Annotated in this window: 12 protein-coding genes; 10 read left to right on the forward strand and 2 right to left on the reverse strand. The window is 38.1% G+C overall.

Translation table 11 applies throughout. From position 1 onward, the window contains the following. The first annotated feature begins 66 nt into the window (after positions 1-66). From J0J35_RS00470 to J0J35_RS00495, 6 genes are all read left to right on the forward strand, one after another. A complete protein-coding gene (locus J0J35_RS00470; protein WP_206917051.1) occupies positions 67-1,071 on the forward strand; it encodes a competence protein CoiA in 1,005 nt (334 codons plus the stop codon). Continuing rightward, positions 1,055-2,860 carry an oligoendopeptidase F gene (gene pepF, locus J0J35_RS00475; RefSeq protein WP_206917068.1) on the forward strand — a complete coding sequence of 602 codons (1,806 nt, stop codon included), beginning with the start codon at positions 1,055-1,057 and terminating at the stop codon, positions 2,858-2,860. Before J0J35_RS00470 ends, pepF begins: the two co-directional genes overlap by 17 nt. Beyond that, the gene (locus tag J0J35_RS00480; RefSeq protein ID WP_198494871.1) at positions 2,860-3,543 is read left to right on the forward strand and encodes an O-methyltransferase; all 684 of its coding nucleotides are present in this window, start codon (positions 2,860-2,862) and stop codon (positions 3,541-3,543) included. Before pepF ends, J0J35_RS00480 begins: the two co-directional genes overlap by 1 nt. Positions 3,544-3,640: 97 nt before the next feature. Further along, positions 3,641-4,549: a peptidyl-prolyl cis-trans isomerase gene (locus J0J35_RS00485; protein WP_206917071.1), complete on the forward strand. Its 909-nt coding sequence runs from the start codon at positions 3,641-3,643 to the stop codon at positions 4,547-4,549. 249 nt (positions 4,550-4,798) lie between these two features. Next, entirely contained in the window at positions 4,799-7,417 is a 2,619-nt protein-coding gene (gene alaS / locus J0J35_RS00490; RefSeq protein WP_206917072.1) for an alanine--tRNA ligase, read from the forward strand. 339 nt (positions 7,418-7,756) lie between these two features. Further along, a complete protein-coding gene (locus J0J35_RS00495; RefSeq protein WP_206917073.1) occupies positions 7,757-8,548 on the forward strand; it encodes a MurR/RpiR family transcriptional regulator in 792 nt (263 codons plus the stop codon). 17 nt (positions 8,549-8,565) lie between these two features. Here the strand turns inward: J0J35_RS00495 and J0J35_RS00500 are convergent, their stop codons facing one another. Continuing rightward, entirely contained in the window at positions 8,566-8,823 is a 258-nt protein-coding gene (locus J0J35_RS00500) for an aquaporin (protein ID WP_019293082.1), read from the reverse strand. 109 nt (positions 8,824-8,932) lie between these two features. Continuing rightward, on the reverse strand, positions 8,933-9,490 hold the full coding sequence (locus J0J35_RS00505) for a histidine phosphatase family protein (RefSeq protein ID WP_061413523.1): 558 nt from the start codon (positions 9,488-9,490) through the stop codon (positions 8,933-8,935). Between the two features lie 303 nt (positions 9,491-9,793). Between J0J35_RS00505 and J0J35_RS00510 the strand changes: the two genes are divergently transcribed. The 4 genes from J0J35_RS00510 to J0J35_RS00525 all read left to right on the forward strand — a co-directional run bounded on the left by J0J35_RS00510 (position 9,794) and on the right by J0J35_RS00525 (position 13,930). Further along, the gene (locus tag J0J35_RS00510) at positions 9,794-11,227 is read left to right on the forward strand and encodes a 6-phospho-beta-glucosidase (protein WP_019292038.1); all 1,434 of its coding nucleotides are present in this window, start codon (positions 9,794-9,796) and stop codon (positions 11,225-11,227) included. A gap of 67 nt (positions 11,228-11,294) precedes the next feature. After that, a complete protein-coding gene (gene smpB, locus J0J35_RS00515; RefSeq protein ID WP_019292037.1) occupies positions 11,295-11,762 on the forward strand; it encodes an SsrA-binding protein SmpB in 468 nt (155 codons plus the stop codon). Positions 11,763-11,941: 179 nt separating this feature from the next. After that, positions 11,942-12,835 (forward strand): PstS family phosphate ABC transporter substrate-binding protein, encoded by an 894-nt coding sequence (locus J0J35_RS00520; protein WP_019292036.1) that lies wholly within the window; start codon positions 11,942-11,944, stop codon positions 12,833-12,835. 243 nt (positions 12,836-13,078) lie between these two features. After that, entirely contained in the window at positions 13,079-13,930 is an 852-nt protein-coding gene (locus J0J35_RS00525; protein WP_061413517.1) for a phosphate ABC transporter substrate-binding protein, read from the forward strand. The last annotated feature ends 7 nt before the right edge of the window (positions 13,931-13,937 follow it).

Raw genomic sequence — 13,937 nt, forward strand, 5'->3', positions numbered from 1 at the left:
ACTCGGATTTTCCGAGTTTTTTTGTTTGCCTTGTGACTTTTAGAGCTATTCTTCGTACTATTTGATATGTTAATAGCTTTGGATAAAGACGGAAAAACAATTAATCTCCTTGACAATTCTTCAATTAGTGGCCCTTTTTATTGCCCAGCCTGTAAGTCGCCCCTTCGTTTAAAAAAAGGGAAGATAAAAATTCCTCACTTTGCTCACATATCCGTAAAAAATTGTGACTCTTGGAGCGAAAATGAATCTGCACAACACTTGGGCTTAAAACTCAGTTTGTATCAATGGTTTAAGAAAAAAGAGAAAGTTGAGTTGGAAAAGTATGTGCCAGAAATGAAGCAAACGGCTGATTTGTTAGTAAATGATAAACTTGCTATTGAAATACAGTGTTCGCCGCTTTCTTTGCAACGTTTAGAAGAGAGAACGGTAAGTTACAAAGAAAAAGGATATTATGTCCTTTGGCTTCAAGGAAGGGACTTATGGCTTAAGAATAACCTATCATCTTTGCAGAAAAATTTGCTCTATTATTCAGCAGTGAGAGGTTTTTATTTTTGGGAATTAGACTGGAACAGAAAAAAACTACGGTTGAAATCATTGGTTTATCAAGATTTGAAAGGACGACCGATTTATCTTACTGAAGAGTTTGACTTCTTTCAAGAGAATCTCTTAGAGCTCTTACGCCAACCCTTTCGAGAAGGAGAAGATCTTAGTTTAGATGCTCCAAAACAGGAAGAGTTACAGTTGTTTGTTCAGAAACAACTGTATTATCAAGTGCCAAAATGGCTTAAAATGCAAGAAAAATATTATGAACAAGGAAAAAATTTGCTAGACCTCAATTGGAATAAGAGCTACTGGAGTCCTCCAGGCTTAAACTTATTGACCTTTGACTTTTCCGATGATACGCCAGAAAGCTTTTTTCAAGTAGATACTCCCTTGGAAAAATATTATCACAGCTTCTATGAAAGTTTTCAGTTACAAGAACACGAAAAACTGCATACACCAAGCTTCTATGCTATAATTAAAGATAAAAATAAAGTGAAAAACGGAGAATGGAATGGCAAAAAAACGTGATGAAATAGCTGAAAACTTAACTTGGGATTTGTCAACTGTGTTTGAAAACGATGCCGCCTGGGAACTAGAACTTAAAAGAGTTTCGGAAAGATTAGGGACGGTAAAGCACTACGAAGGACATCTTCTAGATAGCGCTCAAAGCTTATTAGAAATCACGGAAATTGAGCTGGAAATCTCGCGTGCTGTGGAGAAGGTTTATGTCTATGCCTCAATGAAACATGACCAAGATACGCAAGTGAGTCGTTACCAAGAATACGAAGCCAAAGCCACAAATTTATATGCCAAGCTTGGAGAAACCTTTGCTTTTTACGAGCCGGAATTCTTAGCTTTAACGCCAGAACGTTATGCAAGCTTTAGAAGAGAAGAACCCAAACTGGAGCAATATTCTCATATGTTTGACCGCCTTTTTGCTAAAAAGGAGCATATCTTAAGTCCAAAAGAGGAAAAACTCTTAGCCAGTGCTAGTGAGATTTTTGGTGCAGCCGCCGAAACTTTCGAAATTTTTGACAATGCTGATATTGAGCTTCCGATGATTAAAGATGAAAAAGGGCAGGAAGTACAGCTGACACATGGTAATTATATCTCGCTCATGGAAAGTAAGGAACGTCAGGTGCGAAAGGCAGCTTATCAAGCCCTTTATAGCAACTATGAACAGTATCAGCACACTTATGCGAAAACGCTACAAACAAATGTAAAAGTCCATAATTTTAAGGCGAAGATGCGTGGCTACCATTCAGCCCGTCAAGCAGCTTTATCAAGTAATTTTATTCCGGAAGAAGTTTACGATAAGCTTTTGGAGTCGGTTAATAAATATTTGCCTCTTTTACATCGTTATATTAAATTGCGTGAGCAAATTTTAGGGTTAGAGAACGATTTAAAGATGTATGATGTCTATACACCCTTATCGGACTTGGATTATAAGTTTAACTACTCCGAGGCAGTGGAGAAAGCAGAAGAAGTTCTTCAAATTTTTGGACCTGAATATGCGAACCATGTTAAAAAAGCCTTTGAAGAGCGGTGGATTGATGTAGCTGAAAATAGCGGTAAACGTTCGGGTGCTTATTCAGGGGGATGCTATGATACAAATGCTTTCATGCTGTTAAACTGGCAAGAAACTTTGGATGATTTGTTCACCTTAGTACATGAAATGGGCCACAGTATGCATTCCACATTTACACGAGAAAATCAACCTTATGTTTATGGGGACTATCCAATCTTTCTTGCAGAAATTGCTTCAACAACCAATGAGAATATCTTGACTGAAAGTTTACTTGCGGAGTCGACAGATGAAAAAGTGCGATTTGCTATTTTAAACCACTGGCTTGATGGTTTCCGTGGCACTGTTTTCCGTCAAAGCCAATTTGCTGAATTTGAACATGAGATTCATAAAGCTGATCAAGAAGGAAAAGTTCTGACTAGCGAATTCATGAACCAGCTTTATGCGGGGCTGAATGAAAAATACTACGGTTTAGCTGCTCAGGAAAATCCTGAAATTCAATATGAGTGGGCTCGCATTCCGCACTTCTATTATAATTTTTATGTCTTCCAATACGCAACAGGATTTGCCGCAGCAACTTATCTTGCTGAGGCTATCGTTAATGGTGGCCCAGACGCGCGTGAAAAATACCTCACTTATCTCAAAGTAGGATCAAGTGATTATCCGCTGGCTGTGATTGCTCAAGCAGGTGTGGATATGGAAGAAACAACATATTTAGAATCAGCATTTGCTGTTTTTGAAAAACGTTTAATTGAGCTAGAAAAATTAGTCGAAAAAGGAGCCCATTTATAATGGTTTTAACATACAAGAGAACAAGTAATCCGATGATGAATCGTCCCGTAGTCAAGGAGGAAATTGTTGACTTCATGCGCGAGCGTCAAACGCAAATTACTGGTCCACTAAAGAATGTTGAGACCTTTGCTCATGAGAACAATATCCCGATTATACCTCATGAAACAGTAGTGTATTTCCAAATACTTTTGGATTTAATGAAGCCCCAAAGAGTTTTGGAGATAGGAACTGCTATTGGTTTTTCTGCACTTATGATGGCAGAAGCAGCACCAGATGCTGAAATAATTACTATCGATCGTAACCCAGAAATGATTGCCTTGGCTAAGGAAAATCTAGCTACCTATGATTCAAGAAAACAGATCACTCTCTTAGAAGGTGATGCTGCCGATCTTTTGGCAGATTTGCAAGGGGAATTTGATTTTATCTTCATGGATTCAGCGAAATCAAAATATGTAGAATTTCTGCCTCGTGCCATGGAGTTGCTTTCGGAAAATGGTGTGATTATCATGGATGATATTTTCCAAGGCGGAGAAATACTTATTCCAATTATGGAAATTAAACGGACGCAGCGTGCACTTGAACGTGGGCTTCGTCGTCTCTTTGATGAAGTTTTAGACAACCCTAAATACCGCGCAAGTATGGTTCCTTTAGGAGATGGAATATTAATGATTAAGAAAGTTTGACATTGTAAATCAGTTTAGGTTTATTTAATGTTTTGTGTTATAATATTGTTACAAGAAACAAATGTATCAAGGGAATATACCCAACAAGGAGAAAACTTTGAAATTTAAAAAATTGAACATCTTACTCGCAACAGCTGTTGCGGCTTTAGGACTTGTCACACTTTCAGCTTGTGGAAATAATAACTCTACTGGAGCTAATATTATCACAATGAAGGGTGACACAATCAATGTAGAAGATTTCTACAGTGAAGCTAAAACTTTTCCAAATTTGCCTGCCACATCTCTTTTACAAAATTTGACAATGTCAAAAATGTTTGAAAAAGATTTTGGCGATAAGGTTTCAGATAAAGATGTTCAAGCGAAGTTTGACGATACTAAAAAACAAATGGGCGAACAGTTTGCTGCAGCTTTGCAACAACAAGGATTTACTGAAAAAAGTTATAAATCTTACGTTCGTCTTCAACTCTTGCAAGAATATGCCATTGAGAAAAAAATCTCAGATACACAATTTACAGATGCTAACTTGAAGGCAGCTTGGGCAGATTTCCATCCAGAAGTTGAAGCGATTGTTGTTCCAGAAACAACTAAAGATGCAGCAACTAAGGCAGTAAAATCTGCGAAATCAGATGCAGCTAAGTTTGAGAAAGACAATGCAAGCAACAAGCAAAAATTTGATTCAACAAGTACTACAATTCCAAAAGAAGTTCAAACTGCAGCCTTCAAATTGAAAAATGGTGAAGTTTCTGATGTTATCGAATCAGCAAATGCCTCAACTGGTGCAACAAGCTACTATGTTGTGAAAATGATTAAAACTTCAGATAAAGGTTCAGACATGAACAAGTATAAAGATAAACTTAAAGATGTAATCAAGGCAGAAAAAATGGCAGATACAACTTATGTTGCTGGTGTGATTGGTGAATACCTTAAAGCACATAATGTCACTGTGAAAGAAGAAGCCTTCTCAACAATCTTCTCACAATTTACATCAAGTTCATCATCTAAATAAATGAATGAAATGACTTTACAGAGAGTCGACATGTGGTGAAAGTCGATAAGTCAACGTGCTGAAAACCTCAAGGTTTTCAAATAGCAGGGAAACTGCTTTACCAAGCAAAAAGAGACGATGGATTCATCGTGAATGAGGGTGGTACCGCGTGAGTGACGCCCCTCGTTTACGATGAATTTTTTGTTTTTATATTGTGTTTTTATTCACAAATCGAAAGTAAATGAAAATTATTTTATTAGGAGAATAGCTATGAAAAAAATGACTTCAACAGAAGTACGTCAAATGTTCCTTGATTTCTTCAAATCAAAAGGGCATTCTATCGAACCTTCACAATCTTTAGTACCAGTGAACGACCCAACTTTACTCTGGATCAACTCTGGTGTTGCGACATTGAAACAATATTTTGACGGTTCAGTTGTGCCAGAAAATCCACGTATTACAAATGCGCAAAAATCGATTCGTACAAATGATATCGAGAACGTAGGTAAAACAGCGCGTCACCATACAATGTTTGAAATGCTTGGAAATTTCTCAATTGGTGATTATTTCCGTGAAGAAGCTCTAGCTTATGCGTGGGAGATGCTTACAAGTAGTGAATATTTTGATTTTCCAGCAGAAAAACTTTACATTACTTACTACCCTGATGATAAAGATACATTTAACCGTTGGGTGGAGCTCGGTGTTGATGCAAGTCATTTAGTTCCAATCGAAGACAACTTCTGGGAAATTGGTGCAGGACCTTCAGGACCAGATACAGAAATTTTCTTCGATCGTGGTGAAGCTTACGATCCTGAAAACATTGGCTTGAAACTCTTGGCTGAAGATATCGAGAACGACCGTTACATCGAAATCTACAATATCGTTTTGTCACAATTTAATGCTGATCCAGCTATTCCACGTAGCGAATATAAAGAGTTGCCACAGAAAAATATTGATACGGGAATGGGACTTGAACGTATGGTTTGTATCATCCAAGGTGGTAAAACAAACTTTGATACGGATCTTTTCCTCCCTATCATTCGTGAAATTGAACGTATTTCTGGTAAAACTTACAATCCAGATGGCGACAACATGAGTTTTAAAGTTATTGCGGATCATATCCGTGCACTTAGCTTTGCTATCGGTGACGGTGCTTTGCCAGGAAATGAAGGACGTGGCTATGTTCTTCGCCGTCTCCTTCGTCGTGCTGTTATGCACGGTAAAAAATTAGGTATTGAAGGTAAATTCTTGGCTCAATTTGTTCCCGTTGTAGGTAAAATTATGGAGTCATACTACCCAGAAGTCCTTGAAAAACAAGATTTTATCATGCAAATTATTGACCGTGAAGAAGAAGCTTTTGGCCGTACAATTGATGGTGGAAGCAAACTCTTAGATGAATTGCTTGCCAAACTTAAAGAAGAAGGCAAGACAATGCTTGAAGGACAAGATATCTTCCGTCTTTATGATACTTATGGTTTCCCAGTAGAGTTGACTGAAGAATTAGCTGAAGATGCAGGCTTCAAGATTGACCATGAAGGTTTCAAAGCAGCGATGAAAGAACAACAAGATCGTGCACGTGCTGCTGTCATTAAAGGTGGTTCAATGGGCGCACAAAACGAAACTCTTCAATCCATCAAAGAAGAATCTGAATTCCTTTATGATGTTGAAAAATATGATGGCAAACTTCTTGTGGCAGTTAAAGATGATGAAAAAGTGGATACCGTCAGCGGTGAAGCGCAACTTATTTTCGATAAAACACCATTCTACGCAGAAATGGGTGGACAAGTTTCTGACCACGGTGTAATCAAAAATGCTGCAGGCAAAGTTGTTGCAGAAGTTAAGGATGTTCAACATGCACCAAATGGTCAAAACCTTCATATGGTTGACATTCTCTCTACTCTTGTAGTTGGTGAAACATACACACTTGAAATTGATGCGGAACGCCGTCATGGTATCGTTAAAAACCACACAGCGACTCACTTGCTCCATGCCGCGTTGCACAACATTGTAGGTGAGCATGCACTTCAAGCAGGATCACTTAACGAGGTAGAATTCCTTCGCTTTGACTTTACACACTTTGCTCCTGTAAGCAAGGAAGAGCTGGCTGATATTGAACGTCAAGTTAACGAAGTAATTTGGCAATCATTGGCTGTTGAAACGGTAGAAACTGATATTGATACAGCTAAAGAAATGGGTGCAATGGCTCTCTTTGGCGAAAAATATGGTAAAAATGTCCGTGTCGTTAAAATTGGTGATTACTCTGTCGAACTTTGTGGTGGTACACATACAGCAACAACAAGTGAAATTGGTCTCTTCAAGATTATCAAAGAAGAAGGTATCGGATCAGGCGTTCGCCGTATTGTTGCCGTAACAGGCCAAAAAGCTTATGAAGCATTTAAAGATGCTGAAAATACGCTCAATGAAGTCGCAGCAGTTGTGAAAGCACCACAAGCTGCTCAAGTTGTGTCGAAAGTAACAGCTATGCAAGAAGAGCTTAAAGCGGCTCAAAAAGAAAATGATGCATTAGCAGGTAAATTAGCTGCAAGTCAATCTGATGAAGTCTTTAAAAATGTTCTTAAAGCAGCAGGTACAAGTTATATTGCTAGTGAAGTTGCAGTACCAGATGTAAATGGTCTACGTAATCTTGCAGACATCTGGAAACAAAAAGAGTTGTCCGATGTTCTTGTCCTTGTTGCGAAGATTGGTGAAAAAGTGAGCCTGTTAGTGGCAAGTAAAACAGCTGATGTTAAAGCTGGAAACTTGATTAAAGAGCTTGCACCTTACATTGACGGCCGTGGAGGTGGTAAACCAGATATGGCCATGGCCGGTGGATCGAAAGCCGCTGGAATTCCAGAACTTATCGAAAATGTAGGTTCAAAACTTTCTTAATAATAAAATAAAAAAACTTTTAGTAGCTGATTAAGTCTAACTGGAAGTTTTTTTATATAGAGGTACATCTCAATATTACTATTTCGAAGAAATAAAAAAATGTAATGTGAAAAAGTGATCTGTATAGGAACTTTTTGATAAATTTAGTTTCCATTTTTCATTATCATCATGTTCTATTACATGAATGAGATGTTTTAAACATCCCGTCTAAATGCCTGATTATAAGGAGAAACGAGCTGTATTTATAGTTGATAGTTTTTATTTGCTCCTGTATTTTGTAATAAAAAATGTGCTATACTGGATGCAAGAGTAAGGAATACGGTAGAGGGAGAGAAAAAGATGCTTGAAGATAATAAGCTTAATGCGCTCAATGATTTGGAAAGTAAAATTTTTGAGGAAGTTGTTAAAGCACCAGAAATTATCATGAATATGACCATTCGTGAATTTGCTTCGACTGTCCATGCTTCGCCTACGACAATTGTACGTATGACACATAAGTTAGGTTTTTCAGGCTGGAATGAACTCAAGACTTATTTGCAAAAACAAAAACACCAAATTTCGCTGAAAGCAGAAGATCCAAAGTATGATAATCTTCTTGCCTTCGAGCTCTTTACTAAACGTTTATTGAGTCCTGAATATACTGCCCTTATTGATGAGGCTGCAAAGCTCCTAGAAGAAACCGAGTATACGGTTTTTATGGGTGTTGGAACTTCAGGTGCTTTAGCGGATTATGGTACAAAATATTTTAATAATGCCGGATTACCTGCTTTTGAAGTCATTGATCCTTATCAACCACTAATGACAAATAATGCCAAAACAATGACAGTTGTAGCACTCTCTATTTCTGGGAAGACCAACTTTATTATTGCTCAGATTGTTGCCTATAAAAGAGATGGCGTTAAGGTTATTGTAATCACTAATGAAGTAAATAACACAATGGCTAATATGGCCGATATTTCTATCCCCTATAATGTGGCACATGAGGGTTCAAAGGTACACGCATTGGGGAATTTAACGACACAACTTCCTGTGATGGCTATTTTAGAACAATTAGCGCATAAGACACAGGAAATACGCCAAAATAAGAAAAATAAACTGATTGATGACACATTTAAAAGCAACTTTGTTTAAAGTTGCTTTTTATTTGTTTAATAAATCAGTTGCTTGAATAATAAAGCGGCCAGAACAGCGCCAACAAGAGGTGCAATTGCCGGAATCCAAGCATATGCCCAATCAGAAGTCCCCTTATGTTTAAGTGGTAAGAGTGTATGCACAAGACGAGGACCCAAATCTCGTGCAGGATTAACGGCAAAGCCTGTTGTTGAACCTAAAGATAAGCCTAAAGACATGATAATAACGGCGATAAAACCAGTACTTACTCCTGAAGGAAGTTCGCTTTGTCCCACAGCTAATACAGCCAGAACAAGAAGTGCTGTCCCCTATCATTTTTATATCCTTAAAATTTTCTAGAAAGTTCAAAAGGCATCGGCTATGCTCGATGAGAAAGATGCCTTTTTATAACAGTGAGATTGATTCGATAAAGGTAAAGATTCCTTCATCATAAGTAAAATGAAGACAAGCCAAGTTACCGAGTGGCACAGGAGGTTGACTCTCAAAGTTAAAAACCTTCTCCTGAGTAAAAAAATGCATTGCTGCACCGTGAGAAAGGGCGAAAACCTTATCGTGCTTGTTTAAACATTCTGATAAACTTTGGTACATCCGCTCAGAGACCTGATGACTGCTTTCACCACCAAAATTTTTGAAGTATGTCGTTTTATCTATAGGTTCCAAGTAATCACTATGCCCCTCATAGGCTCCAAAATTCATTTCTTTAAGACCTTTCAGGCGGCTATATTCTTGATTGGGAAATAACAATTCTAGAGTGTCAGAAGCCCGCTCTTGTGTGGAAGAGTAGAAGGCATCAAAGCAAAGTCGTTTTGCTCGAAGTCGTTCTCCTGCCTTAAGCGTATCATCGATTCCTTTTGGTGTCAGTGGCGAATCACTCCAACCTTGCGTGCGCCCTTGCACATTAAATAGAGTTTGAGCGTGGCGCATTAAATACAATTCTTTCATTAAGAGCTCTCCAGTTTTTTATTTGTGCATTTATTATACCTTTTTCAAAAAATGGAAGCAAACGCTCTCAGGTACTCTTTCGTATTATTAAGGAATTGGTTGGAACAGCGTGATATGTATATTTAAGAGAAGTTAACAAAATAATATGGGTTGTTTTTTAGCCTTTTGTTTCGAGAAATAGGAACAGACTTTCCATATTTCCGACAGATTGCTCTGATAATTTTTGCTATAATGAAAATATTGATAACGCATACATTCCGATGATGTATCTACAATAATCTAAATTATACAAAGGAGCATATAATGCCATTATCTAAAGATTTTCTCTGGGGCGGTGCAACAGCTGCCAACCAATATGAAGGCGGCTGGGATCAAGGTGGTCGCGGACTTGCCAATGTGGATTTGGCCCCACATGGCTCACGCCGTGAAGCTATTATTTTAGGACTTGAAAAGCATTTGCAGCCAGAAGAAGGACTTTTCTATCCTGGACATGAAGCTATTGATTTTTACAATCACTGGCAAGAAGATATTGCCTTGTTTGCTCAAATGGGATTTAAAACTTTCCGTATGTCTATTGCTTGGTCGCGGATTTTCCCAAAAGGTGATGAAACTCAACCTAACGAAGAAGGCTTAATGTTTTATGAAAAGGTCTTTAAAGAGCTACGTAAGTATGATATCGAGCCTTTAGTGACCATTACGCACTTTGACATTCCAATGCACTTGGTAACAGAATATGGGGGCTGGCGTAATCGTAAGTTGGTTGGTTTTTATGAAAACTTAGTCACTGTCCTCTTTACACGCTACAAAGGTCTGGTCAAATATTGGCTTACCTTTAATGAAATCAATGTGCTCTTGCACGCTCCGTTTATGGGTGCAGGTGTTTATATTGAAGAAGGAGAGAATCGTGACCAAGTCCTCTTTACTGCAGCACACCATGAACTTGTTGCCTCAGCCTTGGCGACAAAAATTGGCCACCAAATAGATCCGGAAAATAAGATTGGCTGTATGGTAGCTGCTGGAGATTACTATCCTTGGGATTCTAAACCAGAAAATGTTCGTGAAGCGCTCGATAAAAACCGTGAAAACCTATTCTTGATTGATGTACAAGCACGTGGCAAATATCCAAATTATTTCTTGAAACAGCTGGAACGTGAGGGCCTTACTTTGCCTATACTGGAAGGTGATGAGGAACTTCTTGCTCAGAATACTGTTGATTTTGTATCCTTCTCTTACTATTCAAGCCGCGTTGCGAAAGTTCAGGAAGAAGGGGATGAAGAAACATCAGGTAATATCTTCGCCTCAGTTAAAAACCCTTATCTCAAAGCATCTGAATGGGGCTGGCAGATTGATCCTGTGGGGCTACGCACAACCATGAATACACTTTACGATCGCTACCAAAAACCACTTTTCATTGTTGAAAATGGTTTAGGAGCTATAGATAAACCAGATGAAACAGGTTATGTAGCAGATGATTATCGTATCGCTTATATGGCTGAACACATTTCAGAAATGATTAAAGCAGTCGAGTTGGACGGAATCGAGCTTCTGGGCTATACTTCATGGGGCTGTATTGACTTGGTATCTGCTGGAACAGGCGAGATGTCTAAACGTTATGGTTTTATCTATGTTGATCGTGATGACCAGGGAAATGGAACCCTAAAACGTACACCGAAGAAATCATTTGACTGGTATAAAAAAGTTATTGCTTCAAATGGGCAAGATTTAAGCAATAACTAATCGAAAAATTTGAAGCTAAACTTTTGAAAGAAAAGCAACATCCCTACTTTTTTGCTATAATAAAATTATGGTAAAAAATACAGTAGATAAGCCCCTGGCCCAAAATAAAAAGGCCCGGCATGATTATGAAATTTTTGAAACGTTTGAGGCAGGGATTGTTCTAACAGGAACAGAAATCAAATCGGTTCGTCAAGCAAAAATTCAACTTAAAGATGGTTTTGCTCGGGTACGAGATGGTGAAGTTTGGCTTTCAAATGTTCATATTGCACCTTTCGAGCAAGGAAACATCTTTAATGTGGATGAACTTCGCACGCGTAAACTTTTACTTAAGAAAAAAGAAATCGTGAAGATTGAGAAGGAGTTGACAGGAACCGGAATTACTTTTATTCCTTTAAAAGTTTATCTGAAGAATGGTTTTGCCAAGGTTTTAATGGGACTCGCACGAGGAAAAAAACAGTACGACAAACGTGAAACACTCAAACGTAAAGAGCAAAATCGTGATATTGCTCGTCAAATCAAGGCCTACAATCGCTAAAAAGTAAGAGACAATTGTTTCTTGCTTTTTTTGTAGCAATAATAAAAAACAAAACCATTTACTTAACGTTTACCTAGTATTTACTAAGCATTTACAATTAGAGGTTGCCAACAGTGTTAAGATAGTATTGTAAGCGAAAGAGCTTACGGAGAACATAGAAAATTATTGGAGAAAATCTCATGAATAAAAAGTTACTTTCTGGAATTATCGCTGGTGCAGCTCTGTTGACGCTTGCAGCTTGTGGAAATGGCAATTCATCGTCTAATAGCAGCTCAGGAAGCTCAACGCCAGCTTCAGGTAAAATCATCGCTGGAGGTTCAACAGCCTTGCAACCTATGGCACAACAAGCTTCAACTGAGTACACAGCTAAAAAACCAGAAGTTCAAATCACTGTACAAGGTGGTGGATCCGGTGTAGGTTTGACTCAGGTCTCAACAGGAACCTTCCAAATCGGCAACTCTGACATCTTTGCAGAAGAAAAATCAGGAATTGATGCTTCTAAATTGAACGACCATAAAGTAGCTGTCGTTGGTTTTGCTCCAATTGTAAATAAAGATATTAACATTGATAATCTCTCAACACAACAACTTAAAGATGTCTTCACAGGTAAAGTGAAGAACTGGAAGGAAGTTGGAGGTCCAGATGAAAAAATCACTGTAATTGGGCGTGCAGCAGGTTCAGGTACACGTGTGAACTTTGATAATTTAGCTCTTGGTGGCGAAAAAGAAGTAGAAGGTCCAACGCAAGATGCCTCAGGTACGGCGGTAACTATGGTCTCTCAAACACCAGGTGCAATCTCCTACGTTGCTTTTTCTTACCTTGATAAGAGTAAAGATATCAAAGCAGTCAGTATTGATAATGTAAAACCAACAGATGAAAATGTTGCAGATAATAGCTACAAAGTTTGGTCATACGAACACATGTATACTAATAAAGAAAAAGAAACAGCAGCCGAAACAGATTTTATCAAATACGTGACTGAAGATACAAAAACAATCAAGGAACTTGGCTATATCCCGGTTTCTGATATGAAAGTTGAACGTGACGCTCAAGGAAAAATCACAAATAAATAAGAAATAAGAAATAAGAAATAAGAGTGAGCAGAGTAAAGCATTAAAATTTTCTTTTCATACCTTTGGTTTTACTTTACAAAACCTTATTCTTTTAGAAAATCCTTGTTCTTAATGATGATGCAAAGAGCAAGAGTACTTGGGCCGTGTCTCAGGTGCTCTCTTTGCCGTTCCATTTACAAACTGTTTACATTGTAAGCGGTAAGCTTTTGCTTATTTATGGTTGATTTATGCTAAAATAAGGATATGAAAAAGAAAATTTTAATGGCTTTATTTGCAGCAATGAGTCTTGTGACTTTAGCGGCATGTGCGCCCAACTCAAATCAAGTCACAGTAGGTGGCTCAACGGCAATGAAACCACTGGTTGAACAAGTTTCCTTGGACTATATGAAGAAATATCCAGAAGATATTATTATGGTTCAAGGTGGAGGCTCAGGTGTTGGACTTGCACAAGTGGTCGCAGGTTCTTTCCAAATTGGTAACTCAGATATCTTTGCGGAAGAAAAATCAGGAATTGATGCTTCTAAAATCACAGGAAATAAGGTTGCAGTTGTCGGTTTTGCACCAATCGTGAATCGAAATTTGGATTTATCCAATGTTACTCAAGATCAACTTATTGATATTTTCACCGGAAAAGTAAAAAACTGGAAAGAAGTTGGCGGTCCAGATCAAGAAATTACGGTTATCGGACGGACGGCAGGTTCAGGAACACGTGTCAATTTTGATAACCTTGCCTTGAATGGAGCACGGGAAATTGATGGCCCTACACAAGATGCTTCAGGTTCGGTTGTACAATTGGTTGGTCAAACACCAGGTGCAATCTCTTACGTTTCGTTCCCTTATATCCATAAACCAGGGATTAAACCATTGAACTTAGACGGGGTTGAACCTACAGATAAAAATGTAACAACCAACAAGTGGAAAATTTGGTCTTACGAACATATGTATACCAACAATAAAAATGAGAACTTTGTAGAAAATCGCTTTATCAGCTATGTCAAAAATGACAAGGTAACGCTGAGAAAACTCGGCTATATCCCAGTAACGGAGATGAAAGTCGATCGTGATTATAAAGGTAAAGTTACACCAATTAAATAATTAGTAA

The sequence above is a fragment of the Lactococcus sp. LG606 genome (genome assembly GCF_017309645.1).
Taxonomy (GTDB): Bacteria; Bacillota; Bacilli; order Lactobacillales; family Streptococcaceae; genus Lactococcus; species Lactococcus petauri.